13 protein-coding genes are annotated in these 12,527 nt (G+C 72.9%); 7 read left to right on the top strand and 6 right to left on the bottom strand.

Annotated features, from left to right (window positions below):
• Window positions 1–24 precede the first annotated feature (24 nt).
• A complete protein-coding gene (locus tag AB0G79_RS15335; protein WP_360806157.1) occupies window positions 25–2,199 on the top strand; it encodes a 3-hydroxyacyl-CoA dehydrogenase NAD-binding domain-containing protein in 2,175 nt (724 codons plus the stop codon).
• Here AB0G79_RS15335 and AB0G79_RS15330 read toward each other — a convergent pair.
• The 5 genes from AB0G79_RS15330 to AB0G79_RS15310 form a co-directional block, all read right to left on the bottom strand.
• Window positions 2,186–2,902, bottom strand: a complete 717-nt coding sequence (locus AB0G79_RS15330) for a MerR family transcriptional regulator (protein ID WP_360806154.1) — start codon at window positions 2,900–2,902, stop codon at window positions 2,186–2,188. The two genes, AB0G79_RS15335 and AB0G79_RS15330, sit on opposite strands and share 14 nt — an antisense overlap.
• A 43-nt stretch (window positions 2,903–2,945) precedes the next feature.
• The gene (locus tag AB0G79_RS15325) at window positions 2,946–3,482 is read right to left on the bottom strand and encodes a Clp protease N-terminal domain-containing protein (protein ID WP_360806151.1); all 537 of its coding nucleotides are present in this window, start codon (window positions 3,480–3,482) and stop codon (window positions 2,946–2,948) included.
• Complete coding sequence (locus AB0G79_RS15320) at window positions 3,482–3,691, bottom strand: helix-turn-helix domain-containing protein (protein ID WP_360806148.1); 210 nt, start codon at window positions 3,689–3,691, stop codon at window positions 3,482–3,484. The genes AB0G79_RS15325 and AB0G79_RS15320 overlap by 1 nt, the downstream gene beginning before the upstream one ends.
• Window positions 3,692–3,791: 100 nt before the next feature.
• Window positions 3,792–4,793: a sphingomyelin phosphodiesterase gene (gene sph, locus AB0G79_RS15315; protein WP_360806145.1), complete on the bottom strand. Its 1,002-nt coding sequence runs from the start codon at window positions 4,791–4,793 to the stop codon at window positions 3,792–3,794.
• Window positions 4,778–4,954 carry a hypothetical protein gene (locus AB0G79_RS15310; protein ID WP_360806142.1) on the bottom strand — a complete coding sequence of 59 codons (177 nt, stop codon included), beginning with the start codon at window positions 4,952–4,954 and terminating at the stop codon, window positions 4,778–4,780. The genes sph and AB0G79_RS15310 overlap by 16 nt, the downstream gene beginning before the upstream one ends.
• Between AB0G79_RS15310 and AB0G79_RS15305 the strand changes: the two genes are divergently transcribed.
• Together AB0G79_RS15305 and AB0G79_RS15300 are read left to right on the top strand one after the other, a co-directional pair.
• Complete coding sequence (locus AB0G79_RS15305) at window positions 4,953–5,438, top strand: hypothetical protein (protein WP_360806139.1); 486 nt, start codon at window positions 4,953–4,955, stop codon at window positions 5,436–5,438. The genes AB0G79_RS15310 and AB0G79_RS15305 overlap by 2 nt on opposite strands.
• 102 nt (window positions 5,439–5,540) lie before the next feature.
• A complete protein-coding gene (locus AB0G79_RS15300; RefSeq protein ID WP_360806137.1) occupies window positions 5,541–6,392 on the top strand; it encodes an oxygenase MpaB family protein in 852 nt (283 codons plus the stop codon).
• Window positions 6,393–6,420: 28 nt separating this feature from the next.
• Here the strand turns inward: AB0G79_RS15300 and AB0G79_RS15295 are convergent, their stop codons facing one another.
• Window positions 6,421–7,932, bottom strand: coding sequence for a M1 family metallopeptidase (locus AB0G79_RS15295; protein WP_360806134.1), 1,512 nt, complete (start codon window positions 7,930–7,932; stop codon window positions 6,421–6,423).
• A gap of 230 nt (window positions 7,933–8,162) precedes the next feature.
• Here AB0G79_RS15295 and AB0G79_RS15290 point away from each other — a divergent pair, with 230 nt between their 5' ends.
• The 4 genes from AB0G79_RS15290 to AB0G79_RS15275 all read left to right on the top strand — a co-directional run bounded on the left by AB0G79_RS15290 (window position 8,163) and on the right by AB0G79_RS15275 (window position 12,511).
• On the top strand, window positions 8,163–10,238 hold the full coding sequence (locus AB0G79_RS15290) for a Xaa-Pro dipeptidyl-peptidase (RefSeq protein ID WP_360806625.1): 2,076 nt from the start codon (window positions 8,163–8,165) through the stop codon (window positions 10,236–10,238).
• On the top strand, window positions 10,235–11,545 hold the full coding sequence (locus AB0G79_RS15285) for a M14 family metallocarboxypeptidase (RefSeq protein WP_360806131.1): 1,311 nt from the start codon (window positions 10,235–10,237) through the stop codon (window positions 11,543–11,545). Before AB0G79_RS15290 ends, AB0G79_RS15285 begins: the two co-directional genes overlap by 4 nt.
• Window positions 11,546–11,641: 96 nt before the next feature.
• Window positions 11,642–11,932, top strand: coding sequence for a hypothetical protein (locus AB0G79_RS15280; protein WP_360806128.1), 291 nt, complete (start codon window positions 11,642–11,644; stop codon window positions 11,930–11,932).
• Between the two features lie 102 nt (window positions 11,933–12,034).
• Window positions 12,035–12,511 (top strand): hypothetical protein, encoded by a 477-nt coding sequence (locus tag AB0G79_RS15275; protein ID WP_360806125.1) that lies wholly within the window; start codon window positions 12,035–12,037, stop codon window positions 12,509–12,511.
• Window positions 12,512–12,527 lie beyond the last annotated feature (16 nt).

Genomic DNA, 12,527 nt, shown 5'->3' with positions numbered 1-12,527 from the left:
GACTTCTACGGAGAAGCAGCAGTCATGAGCGAGAGCACCACCATCCGCTGGGAACAGGACGCGACCGGGATCGTCACCCTCGTCCTCGACGACCCGAACCAGTCCGCCAACACCATGAACGAGGCCTTCCGCGCCTCGATCACCGCCACCGCCGACCGCCTGGAGGCCGAGAAGGACTCCGTCCGGGGCATCATCTACACCTCCGCGAAGAAGACCTTCTTCGCGGGCGGCGACCTCAAGGACATGGTGAAGGCGGGCCCCGAGCACGCCCGGGCCATCTTCGAGTCCGCCCTGGAGATGAAGGACGCGCTCCGCCGCATCGAGACCCTCGGCAAGCCCGTCGTCGCCGCCATCAACGGCGCCGCGCTCGGCGGCGGCTACGAGATCGCGCTCGCCTCCCACCACCGGATCGCACTCGACGCCCCCGGCTCCAAGATCGGCCTGCCCGAGGTCACCCTCGGCCTCCTCCCCGGCGGCGGCGGGGTCACCCGTACCGTACGGCTCATGGGCATCACCGACGCCCTGCTCAAGGTGCTGCTCCAGGGCACCCAGTACGCCCCCAAGCGCGCCCTCGACAGCGGACTCGTCCACGAGATCGCCGCCACCCCCGAGGAGATGATGGCCAAGGCCATCGCCTTCATCGACACGCACCCCGAGTCCCAGCAGCCCTGGGACGTCCCCGGCTACCGGATCCCCGGCGGCACCCCGTCGAACCCCAAGTTCGCCGCCAACCTCCCGGCCTTCCCCGCCAACCTGCGCAAGCAGCTGAACGGCGCGCCCTACCCGGCGCCGAAGGCCATCATGGCCGCCGCCGTCGAGGGCTCCCAGGTCGACTTCGCCTCCGCGAGCGTCATCGAGAGCCGGTACTTCACCGAGCTCGTCACCGGCCGGACGGCGAAGAACATGATCCAGGCGTTCTTCTTCGACCTCCAGGCCGTCAACGCGGGCGCGAGCCGCCCCAAGGGCGTGGAGAAGCGCCCGGTCCGCAAGGTCGCCGTGCTCGGCGCGGGCATGATGGGCGCCGGCATCGCGTACTCCTGCGCCCGCGCGGGCATCGAGGTCGTCCTCAAGGACGTCTCCGCCGAGTCGGCGGCGAAGGGCAAGGCGTACTCCGAGAAGCTCTGCGCGAAGGCGGTCTCCCGGGGCCGTACGACCCAGGAGAAGGCGGACGCCCTCCTCGCCCGCATCACGCCGACCGCCGAGGTCGCCGACCTGGCCGGCTGCGACGCGGTCATCGAGGCCGTCTTCGAGGACACCTCGCTCAAGCACAAGGTGTTCCAGGAGATCCAGCACGTCGTCGCCCCCGACGCGCTGCTCTGCTCCAACACCTCCACGCTCCCCATCACCGCCCTCGCCGAGGGAGTCGAGCGCCAGGCCGACTTCATCGGCCTGCACTTCTTCTCGCCGGTCGACAAGATGCCGCTCGTCGAGATCATCAAGGGCGAGCGCACCGGCGACGAGGCCCTGGCCCGCGCGTTCGACCTGGTCCGCCAGATCAACAAGACGCCGATCGTCGTCAACGACTCGCGCGGCTTCTTCACCTCGCGGGTCATCGGCCACTTCATCAACGAGGGCGTCGCCATGGTCGGCGAGGGCGTCGAGCCCGCCTCCGTCGAGCAGGCGGCCGCGCAGGCCGGCTACCCGGCGAAGGTCCTCTCCCTGATGGACGAGCTGACCCTCACGCTCCCGCGCAAGATCCGCAACGAGACGCGGAAGGCGATCGAGGAGGAGGGCGGCGTCTGGGTCACGCACCCGGCGGAGGCCGTCATCGACCGCATGGTCGACGAGTTCGGCCGCCCGGGCCGCAGCGGCGGGGCGGGCTTCTACGACTACGACGAGACCGGCAAGCGCGGAAAGCTCTGGCCCGGCCTGCGCGAGCACTACAGCAAGCCCGGGTACGAGATCCCGTTCCGCGACATGCAGGAGCGGATGCTCTTCTCCGAGGCGCTCGACACCGTCCGCCTCTTGGAGGAAGGCGTCCTCACCTCCGTCGCCGACGCGAACATCGGCTCCATCATGGGCATCGGCTTCCCCGCGTGGACCGGCGGCGTGCTCCAGTACGTCAACGGCTACGAGGGCGGGCTCCCCGGCTTCGTGGCGCGCGCCCGCGAGCTGGCGGAGACGTACGGCGAGCGGTTCGCCCCGCCGGCGCTCCTCGTCGAGAAGGCCGAGCGCGGCGAGGTCTTCACGGACTCCTGAACGCCGAACGCAGCTCCTCGCTCAGCGAGCGCTGGAACGCGGTGACGAGGGCCTGGACCACCATCGGCTGCATGTGCGCCGAGAGCGACTTCATCGCCGTCAGGTGGTCCGGGTCCTCCCCGCTCTCCCGGTACGGGTTCCACACCTCGTCCCGGAAGAGCCGGGAGAGCTCCTGGGCGGCGGAGCGGGCGTGCTCCAGGAGCGCGGTCCGGGCGGCGAGGATCGTCTCGTGGGCGATGGGCACGTCGAGCAGTTCGACCCCGAGCCGCAGCAGGGAGGCGTCCAGCCGGTACGTGGCGGGGTCGTCGGTCCTCTCCAGCACCCCCATGGCGGCGAGCCGCTCCACGTCCTCCTCGCCGAGGGCCCGCCCGGCCCGCCGCTCCAGCTCCCGCGCGGTGATCGACTCGGCCGAATCGGGCGCCCAGGACGCGACGAGCGCGCGGTGGATGGCGAGGTCCTGCGCGCTGAGGTCGGCGGGCAGCTGCTCCAGGTACCGCTCGATGGCGGCGAGCGTCATCCCCTGCCGCTGGAGCTCCTCGATGAGGGCGAGCCGGGCCAGGTGGTCGGCCCCGTAGTGCCCGACCCGCCGCGCGCCGATGACGGGCGGCGGCAGGAGCCCCCGGGTCCCGTAGAACCGCACGGTCCGCACGGTCACGCCGGCCCGGGCGGCCAACTCGTCCACGGTGTACACGATCGAGTCCATGGTGGAACAGTATTGCTGTCTCACCAGAGCTGTAAAAGGTGTCTCACACGGGCGCCGCGGGCGCCACGGCCGCCTCCACCGCGGTGAAGGTGACGCCGTGGTCGGCGAGGACCTCGGCGACGACCCCGCCGGTGGTGGTGAGCGCCAGGAGGAGGTGCTCGTCGCCGATCTCGCGGTCCTTGCGGGCGAGGGCGACGCGGAGCGACTTCTCCAGGACGGTCTTCGCCTCGCGCGAGAACCGCGGGGATCCGCTCCGTCGCCCGGCCAGCGCCCCGACCCCATGGGTCTCCTCGACCCGCTCGACGATCGCGCCGACGTCGATCCCGAGGGAGGCGAGGGCCTCGGCGTCGGCCCGCGAGAGCCCGGCCCGGCGCCGGGCCTCGGCGAGGCCGGCGAGCAGGGAGCCACGCCGCTCGGGCGGGCACAGCGCGCGAATCGCCGAGGCGGCCGGGGTGCCCTCCCGGTCGAGCAGGGCGAGCAGCAGATGCTCCTCGCCGACGGCGGGCGCCCCACCCCGCTCCGCGTGCTCGACCGCACCCCTGACCACGTCCCGCGCGGCCTTCGTGAACCGTTCGAACATCACTGCCTCCCGTACTTCTTGTGGACGGCCTGCCGACTGACCCCGAGCTCGGCAGCGATCTCCTGCCACGACCACCCCTGGTTGCGCGCACTGCGCACCTGGACGGCCTCCAGCTGTTCCAACAACCGCCGCAAGGCGGAGACGGCCCGCAGCCCCACCCGGGGATCACGGTCACCGGCCCGCGCGGCGAGATCGGTCGCATCGCTCATGCTTGTCAATCTAGGTTGACAAGCGGGGCGTGTCAACCTCGGTTGACACGGAGGGCGTGAAAGAGCCGAGGCCCGTCGTGCGGACCTCGGCTTGCGGGACTCAGTAACCGAGCACCGGGTAGTGGTCCGACAGGTTGGTGTACGTGTACGAGGTGCCCCAGCTGGTGACCGTCCAGGGGGTGGTGGTCTCAGGGACCACCTCGTTCGTCCAGTTCGACGGGCGGGCGTTGCCGGAGCGGTACAGGACGTAGTCGAGGTCCTCGCGGGGGTCGTCGGGGTAGCGCTCCGACGCGATCGAGTTCCGGTCGGTGTCGAAGGAGTACGGGTGGCCCGTGCGGGCGTCCGTGTCCGCCAGGCCCGCGTCGGCGAGCATCGTCGCGTACTCGGGGGTCCGCGAGTCGACGTTCATGTCGCCCGCGACGATCACCTGCTCGCCCGCCGGGATGTTCTTCGCGTCGAGGAACGCGTCCATCGCCTTGAACTGGCGGCTGCGCATCTGCGCCGCCTCGCCCGCCGAGCACCCCGGGTCCGTGGACTGCGCGTGCGTGCCGACCACGTGGACCCGGGTCCCGTTCACGTCCAGGACGGTGTAGACGAAGCCCTTGTTCGAGTACCAGTCCGCGCCGCACGCGTCCTTGTAGACGTACTGCTCCTTGCGGACGATCGGCCACTTGCTGAGGACCGCCACCCCGCCGTCCTCCGGCGTCGTCGCCGAGTAGGCGCCGGACGTCGCGTCCCAGCCCGTCTTGGAGCGGCCCATGACCGGCGTCTGGTAGGGGTACCGACCCGCGGCGTTCGCCTTCAGCGCGTCCGAGGAGGAGTTGTCGAAGGCCTCCTGGACCACGACGACGTCCTGGCCCTGGAAGAAGGGCGCGGCGGGGATCGCCTTGGCCCGGTGGTCCTGGCCCCAGTTCGGGTAGAGCGTCTTCGAGAAGAGGAAGGTGTTGTACGTGAGGACCTTCAGGCGCGGCGGGGCGGCCGTCGCGCCGGTCGTGGCGCTCGCGACGGGGGAGGCGGCCACGAGGGTCGCCGCGGCGAGCGCGAGCGAGAGGACGGCACCGGGGGCGCGGCGGATCGCGGTGAGGGTCAAGGCAACTCCCATGCGGGTGTGGGGGGTTGGATCTGGCGAGCCACATACAACCAGCCGGAGTTACCTTCGGGTAGCTTTCCGGTGCCGGGAATCTTGCCGAGTTCGCACATCCGCGCCAACTCTCTGGCCGGTGTCTGAATTGTCACTTTTTGGAACAGGTAGAATGCGCGCATGACCCTCGCGAACTCCTACGTCTTCAAGACCGACCTCGGTCCCCTCAACCCCGTCTGGGCCGAGCTCATCCTCGGAGCCGTGCTGTTCGGGCTGACCTTCCTCTTCATGGCCAAGGCCATCCTGCCCAAGATCAAGCGCACGCTCGACCAGCGCGACGACGCGATCGAAGGCGGCTCCGAGCGCGCCGACGACCTCCGCTCCGAGGCCACCCAGATCCGTGAGCAGTACGAGGCCGAGCTCGCCGAGGCCCGCCACGAGGCCGCGCGCATCCGCTCCAAGGCCGTCGAGGAGGGCTCGGCCGCCATCGCCGCCGCCCGCGCCGAGGGCACCGCCGAGCGCGAGGCCATCCTCGCCGCCGGCACCGAGAAGATCGCCGCCGAGCGCGCCGCCGCCGAGCGCGAGCTCACCGCCGACGTCGACGCCTGGGCCCACGCCCTCGCCGCCCGCATCGTCGGCGAGCCGGTCGGAGCCGACCGTTCCTGACGTTCACACTTCCCCTGGAGGGGCCGTCCCGGCGTAACGCCGGGGGCGGCCCCTTCGTCGTACCCGCCGAGGCATGCTGGAGTCGTCGTGAGGAGCAAACCCATGGAGCACGCGCCCGTCCCCCCGCCCCCGGGCGGAGTCCTCTGGACCGTCGCGGGGGACATCCGCGCGCTCCTCATGCTCCCCGCCGCCCTCACCCTCCAGGTCGCCCGTCCCGCCATCGGCGCCGGCGTCGACGACCACTCCGTCTTCCGCACCGACCCCTGGGGGCGAGGCGAGCGCTCCCTCCGCTCGCTCCAGCTCTGGATCTACGGCGGTGAGGACGCCGCGGAGGAGGGACGCCGCCTCCGCGAGCTGCACCGCACCATCCAGGGCACCGACGCCCACGGCCGCCGCTACCACGCCCTGACCCCGGCCCACTACTCCTGGGTCCACGCCACCGGCTTCCCGGTCTACCGGCACGGGCTCCGCCTCCTCGCCCGGCCCCTCACCGAGGCGCAGGAGCGGCAGCTGTACGCCGAGTGGCTCCAGGTCGGCCGGATCCTCGGCATCCACGACCGGGACATGCCGCAGACGGTCGAGGAGTTCTGGCCGTACTACCGCAAGGTCCTCGCCGACGAGATCGAGGCCACCGTCGTCGTGCGGGAGCTCCTCGACACCGACGCCCCGGTACCCGCCCCGGACCGCGGCCCCCTGCCCGTCCGGCTCGCCCTGCGGGCCCTCTGGCCCGTCCTGCGCCGCCCCTTCCTGCGGCTGCGGGCCTTCCTCGCCGTCGGCCTCATGCCGCCGGACGCCCGCGCGGCCATCGGCCTGGAGTGGACGGACGCCCAGGAGCGCGCCCTGCGCCGCCTCGCCCGGGCGGTCCGCGCCGTCGTCCCCGTACTCCCCGAGCGGCTGCGCTACCTCCCCCTGGCCCGGAAGGCGCGCGGGGCCGCCCGCCGCGCGCGGCGCTGACGGACGGCCCCGACGGCGAAAGGACCGGTCAGTGGTCGTGGACCGTGTTCGTCGCCGCGATCTTCTTCCACGACTTCGGCTGCGCCGGCTTCGCGGCGGTCCGCGGCACGCCGAACGCGGTCGCCCCCGCCGCCTCCTCCGCCGCCGTCGGCTCCGCCGGCTTCGACGGCTGGTACAGCCACGTGTCGAAGAGGTCCGCCAGCTGCCTGCCGGAGACCTTCTCCGCGTACGCGACGAAGTCCGAGACCCGCGCGTTGCCGTAGGCGAACTCCTGCGGCCAGCCCTTCAGGACCGCGAAGAAGTCCTCGTCGCCGATCTCGTTGCGCAGCGCCTGGAGCGCCAGCGCGCCCCGGTCGTAGACGGCCTGGTGGAACTGGTTGTCCGCGCCCGGGTCACCCGGCTTCACCGTCCAGAACGGGTCGTCGGCGGTCCGGGTGGCGTACACGTAGTCCGCCAGCTCCTGCGCCGTGCCCTCGCCCTCCTTCTCCGACCACAGCCACTGGCTGTAGCGCGCGAAGCCCTCGTTGATCCAGATGTCCTTCCAGTCGCGGACGGACACGGAGTCGCCGTACCACTGGTGCGCGAGCTCGTGCACGACCACCGACACGTTCGCCCCGTTGGCGAACTGGCGCGGGCTGTAGAACGGCCGGGTCTGCGTCTCCAGCGCGAAGCCGCTGGTCACGTTCGGCACGTACCCGCCGAGCGCGTTGAAGGGGTACGGCCCGTAGACCGACTCCAGCCACTCGGCGACCTCGGCCGTCCGCTCGATCGAGGCGCGCGCCGCCCCGTCGTTGTCGCCGAGCTCCTTGCTGTACGCGTTGAGGACCGGCAGCCCGTTCGCCGTCCGGTCCGTGGTGATGTCGAACCTGCCGACGGCGAGCGTGGCCAGATAGGTCGCCTGCGGCTTGTTCGAGCGCCAGCTGAAGCGGGTCCAGCCGAGGCGCGAGGACTGTGCCTGCAGCACGCCGTTGCTGATGGCCTGGTGGCCGTCCGGCACGGAGACCGAGACGTCGAACGTGGCCTTGTCGAGCGGGTGGTCGTTGGACGGGAACCACCAGGCGGCCGAGTCCGGTTCCTGCGCGGCGACACCGCCGTCGGGCGTGCGGGCCCAGGCCGACCAGCCGTCGACCTTGAACTCCGAGGGCTTGCCCGCGTACTTCACGACGACGGTGACCGCCTTGTTCTTCTCCAGCGGGACGGCGGGGGTGACCTCCAGCTCGTGGTCCCCCGAGGCGGCGAACCGCGCGAGCCTGCCGTTCACCCGGACCTCGCTGGCCTTCAGGCCGAGGTCGAGGTTGAACCGGGACAGGTTCTGCTTCGTCGTGGCGAGGATCGTCGCCGTGCCTTCGAGCAGGTCCGTCGCGGGCTGGTACTTCAGCCGCAGGTCGTAGTGGGAGACGTCGTATCCGCCGTTGCCGCTGGTCGGGTAGTAGGAGTCGCCGATGCCCGGCGCGCCGGGCACGTAGCTTGCCGCCGACGCCGGGATCGCCAGCAGGAGGGAAGCCGCGAGGGCGCTCGGAAGGATGATTCTGCGGTGCACGGGTGCTCCCAAGTCAGAGGAAGAGTAAGACGCGTGGGTGGTCGTCGGTCCTTAGTTCGTGCTCTGATCGGACCCTATTCAGCCCCCGACGCACGGTCACGTCCAGAGCACCGCCTGTCACACGATCGCCATTCGGCCGACATGAACCCCTCCGGCCCCACCCGTCCCACCGATTCCCACCCGCACTCTTTTGCACAGGAGTCGACCGGGGTACGTTCCGGCGCATGCCGATGCAGAAGATGGAGAAGCGGAGAACCCGCGGAGCCCGACTGACGTACGGAACCCTCGTGGCCACGGCCACCGCCGCCCTGTTCGCGACTCTCGTCACCCCCGCCGGGGCCGGACCGGACCCCGCCACCGCGCCCGCACAGGCCACCGCGCCCGCCCGAGCCACCGCGCCCGCCCACGCCACCGCGCCCGCCGCGCGGGTCTCCCGGCCGGTGTACTCGTACGCCGGTGCCGTCCGCGAGTCCGTCTGGGTCGACACCGGCCTCGACGGCGACGGCGACGGCCGCGCCGACCGGGTCGCCGTCGACATCGTGCGGCCCCGCGAACCCGCCGCCGCGGGCCGGAAGATCCCGGTCATCATGGACGCCAGCCCGTACTACGCCTGTTGCGGGCGCGGCAACGAGAGCCAGAAGAAGACGTACGACGCCGACGGGAACCCCGTGCAGTTCCCGCTCTTCTACGACAACTACTTCGTCCCGCGCGGCTACGCCTTCGTCGCCGTCGACCTCGCCGGCACCAACCGCTCCGACGGCTGCGACGACGTCGGCGGCCGCTCCGACGTCGGCTCCGCCAAGGCCGTCGTCGACTGGCTGAACGGCCGCGCCCGCGGCTACACCAGCCGCACCGGCACCACCCGCTCCTCCGCCGTCCGCTGGAGCGACGGCTCCGTCGGCATGATCGGCAAGAGCTGGGACGGCACCGTCGCCAACGGCGTCGCCGCCACCGGCGTGGAAGGGCTGAAAACGATCGTTCCGATCGGTGCCATCTCCTCCTGGTACGACTACTTCCACTCCCAGGGCGCCCCGCTCTACAACGCCAACCCGAGCTGGCTCTCCGACTACGTCAACAGCCCCGAGGCCCGCGCCCGTTGCGCCGCCGTCCAGAAGCGGATCACCGACGCCACCCCGTACAGCGGCGACTGGACCCCCGCCTGGACCGAGCGCGACCACGTCAAGGACGCCGCGAAGGTGAAGGCGAGCGTCTTCGTCGTCCACGGGCAGCAGGACCTCAACGTCCGTGCCAACCAGTTCGGCCGGTGGTGGGACGCGCTCGCCGCCCACGGCGTCGAGCGGAAGATCTGGCTCTCCCAGACCGGCCACGTCGACCCCTTCGACTTCCGGCGCGCCGAGTGGGTCACCACCCTCCACCGCTGGTTCGACCACTACCTCCTCGGTCACGACAACGGCATCGACCGCGAACCCGTCGCCGACATCGAGCGCGCCCCCGACGTCTGGGCCACCGACCGCACCTGGCCCGCGCGTGCCACCGCCGTCACCACCATGCGCCCCGTGCGCACCGCCCAGCCCGGCGCGGGCGGCCTCGGATCGACCCCGGCCGCACCGGGCTCGACCGCGACCTTCGCCGACGACCCCGCCCTCGGCGAACTCGACTGGGCCGCCCGGATCGACCAGGACACCCCGGAGAAGGCCGGGTTCGTCACCCGCCCGCTCTCCCGCGACCTCCGGATCTCCGGCTCGTCGAAGGTGACGGTCACCGCCACCCCGACCACCGCCACCGCCCACCTCACCGCCGTCCTCGTCGACCTCGGCCCCGACACCATCCGCGACTACGCGGCGGCCGGCGAGGGCATCACCACCCTCGGCGACCGCACCTGCTGGGGCGCGAGCACCGAGGGCGACAGCGCCTGCTTCAAGGCGACCAGGGCCCGGACGGCGAACGTCGACCACACGGTCGTCAGCCGGGGCTGGGCCGACCTCGGCACGTGGGCGGACCCGGGGAAGGGGCGGCCGCTGACCCCGGGAAGGGCGTACACCCTCACCCTGGACCTCGCCGCCACCGACCACGTCGTCCCGGCGGGCCACCGCCTCGCGCTCATCGTCGGCGGCACCGACCGGGACCTCCTCGACCCCCCGTCGACCACCCCGACCCTCACCCTGGACCTCGCCCGGACGTGGGCGAACGTGCCGCTGGTCGGGGGAGCGGAGGCGTTCGCCCGAGCCACCACGGGTACGGCTCCGACCGTGACCGCGCCCACCGCCGTACCGTCCACGACCCGTCACGCACCGCCCGCCGGGATCACCGGTCCGCGCCTGCCCGCCGGGGGATCCGTTCGGTGACGTTCCGTACCGCCTACGGGAGTTCGCGGCGGTCGCTCGCCCTCGTGGCGGGCGCCGCCGCCCTCGCCCTGCCGTTCGTCACCGCCCCCGCCAAGGCGGCGGAACACACGCCCCCGCGCCCCCGCACCGGCTTCGAGACGAGCCAGGGGGCGCGGTGGACCACGGAGGCGGAGGAGCGGGACTTCCTCGCCGCCGTCGACCGCGCGAGCGACCGCCTGTCGCTCCGCACGATCGGCACCACGGCCCGGGGCCGGCCCCTGCGCCTCGCCACCCTCGGCGCGCCCGCCACCGGGACGACCGTGCTCCTCGTCTGCGGCCAGCACGGCGACGAACCGGCGGGCCGCGAGGCCTGCCTGAGCGTCCTCCGCGACCTGGCGCTGTCCGGGGACACCGAGACCTCCCGCCTCCTCGCCCGTACGACGATCCTCGTCCTCCCGAACGCCAACCCCGACGGCCGCGAGGCCGACACCCGGGGCAACGCCGCCGGCGTCGACGTCAACCGCGACCACCTCGCCCTGCGCACCGCCGAGGCGCGGGCCGTCGCCGCGGTCCTCCGCGACCGGCAGCCCGCGCTCGTGTACGACCTCCACGAGTACGAGACGACCCCCCGCCACTACGACAAGGAGCTCCTCACCCTCTGGCCCCGCCACCCCGGCGTCGACCCGGCCGTCCACGACGAGTCCCGGACGCTCGCCGAGTCCTACGTCAGGCCCGCCGCCGCCCTCGCCGGACACAGCACCGGCGTCTACGGCGTCTGGACCGACCCGCTCACCGGCGGCCCGGTCAGGCAGGTCGCGGGCGACGGACAGGAGCGCATCCTGCGCAACACCGTCGGCCTCAAGCACGCCGTCGGCGTCCTCGCCGAGACCGCCGCGGACCCTCTCGACGGGGCCGAGCGCACCGACCGCGCCCTCCTCCACCGACGCAGGGTCGCCACCCAACGGGCCGCCCTCCAGGGCGTGTTCGCGTACGTCGAGGAGCGCCGCGCACCCCTAGCCGCCGCCACGGCCGCCGCCCGGTACGAGGGCTTCGCCGACACCGGCCCCGTCCACCTCGGCGGCGCCGACAACGATCCGCCCGAACCCGGCGAGGTCCTCGCCGACCCGCCCTGCGCCTACCGCCTCGACCCCCGGCAGTACGCGGCCGTGGCCGGCACGCTCGGCCTCCACGGCGTCACCGTCCGGCCGGAGGCCGACGGCGGGGCGCTCGTCCCGCTCCGCCAGTCCCCGCGCGCACTCGTCCCGCTGCTGCTCGACGCCCGCGCCCCCCACCACCTCGTCGGTGGGAGTCCCGTGGAGAACTGCTGAGGGTGGTGTGCGCGGGCCGCGTGGTGCCGCGACGGCGACGCCCCGCCGGGCCAGGCTCCGCACCCGTACACGCCCCACGAAGCCCCGGAGCCACCCATGCGCCGCCGCACCCCGCTGACCACCCTGCTGACCACGGCCCTGCTCGCCGGAGGCGCCCTCGCCGGGCAGACGGCCGCCGCCGGACCCGCCGGCGCGGACCCCGTGCGCTGCGTGCCCGCCGAGCTCCACGCCGAGGCCCACCAGGAGCGCGACCGCGCCGATCAGCTGCGGCGCCTGGGAGCCCGGGAGGCCGCCCGCGAGGCCGACGCCCGCGCCGACGTCCTCGAACGACGCGCCCGCCAGTGCGCCGACGCGGACCGGGACAACGGCCGCCCGCTCTGGAAGTGACACCAGCCGGCCCCGGTCCCCGAACGGTTCGTTCCGGGACCGGGACATTTCCGGGACGGCGCAGCCATGGAACGGCCCGGACCCCGGCGAAATACTGGCCGTATGCCGTCAGCACACACCCTCCTCGGCCTCACCGCCCCCTCGCACCACGACGCCACCGATCTCGTGGTCGACGGCCGCCCCCTGCTCCACCGGCTCGACGAGGCGGAGGGCATCGACGCCGTCCCGCCCCTGGCCGCCGACCTGCCGCCGGTCCTCCGCGCCGACCACGTCCGCGCGCTGCTCACCGCACCCCGTACCGCCGTCCGCCGGACCCTCTACTCCTGCCCCGACTGCGCCGACGGCGACGCCCTCGGCTGCGGCACCGTCTCGGTCGTCGTCGAACGCGACGGCGAGGACGTCGTCTGGCGCGACTTCGCCTGGCAGACCGAGGCCACCTCGGGCCGTGACCGGGGCGTCGACCCGGTACGCGACGGCTACCCGGGCGTCGGCCCGTACCGCTTCCGCGCCGACGCGTACCGCTCCGCACTCCTCGGACTGCCGGGCGTCGGGACCCCGCTGGTGGGCGCCGCCGTCTGACGCGGCCCCGTCGCCT

The sequence above is a fragment of the Streptomyces sp. NPDC020807 genome, assembly GCF_040641575.1.
In the GTDB taxonomy this organism is placed as follows: Bacteria; Actinomycetota; Actinomycetes; order Streptomycetales; family Streptomycetaceae; genus Streptomyces.
This window is presented reverse-complemented; position numbering and strand designations above follow the sequence as displayed.

What these genes read in the sequence shown, in the direction of transcription:
- AB0G79_RS15300 (WP_360806137.1), top strand. Translation starts at nt 5,541, where the DNA reads ATGGAGCACGCGCCCGTCCCCCCGCCCCCGGGCGGAGTCCTCTGGACC.
- AB0G79_RS15335 (WP_360806157.1), top strand. Translation starts at nt 25, where the DNA reads ATGAGCGAGAGCACCACCATCCGCTGGGAACAGGACGCGACCGGGATC.
- AB0G79_RS15305 (WP_360806139.1), top strand. Translation starts at nt 4,953, where the DNA reads ATGACCCTCGCGAACTCCTACGTCTTCAAGACCGACCTCGGTCCCCTC.
- AB0G79_RS15320 (WP_360806148.1), bottom strand. Translation starts at nt 3,691, where the DNA reads ATGAGCGATGCGACCGATCTCGCCGCGCGGGCCGGTGACCGTGATCCC.
- AB0G79_RS15330 (WP_360806154.1), bottom strand. Translation starts at nt 2,902, where the DNA reads ATGGACTCGATCGTGTACACCGTGGACGAGTTGGCCGCCCGGGCCGGC.
- AB0G79_RS15275 (WP_360806125.1), top strand. Translation starts at nt 12,035, where the DNA reads ATGCCGTCAGCACACACCCTCCTCGGCCTCACCGCCCCCTCGCACCAC.
- AB0G79_RS15280 (WP_360806128.1), top strand. Translation starts at nt 11,642, where the DNA reads ATGCGCCGCCGCACCCCGCTGACCACCCTGCTGACCACGGCCCTGCTC.
- AB0G79_RS15290 (WP_360806625.1), top strand. Translation starts at nt 8,163, where the DNA reads ATGCAGAAGATGGAGAAGCGGAGAACCCGCGGAGCCCGACTGACGTAC.
- AB0G79_RS15310 (WP_360806142.1), bottom strand. Translation starts at nt 4,954, where the DNA reads ATGCGCGCATTCTACCTGTTCCAAAAAGTGACAATTCAGACACCGGCC.
- AB0G79_RS15325 (WP_360806151.1), bottom strand. Translation starts at nt 3,482, where the DNA reads ATGTTCGAACGGTTCACGAAGGCCGCGCGGGACGTGGTCAGGGGTGCG.
- sph (WP_360806145.1), bottom strand. Translation starts at nt 4,793, where the DNA reads ATGGGAGTTGCCTTGACCCTCACCGCGATCCGCCGCGCCCCCGGTGCC.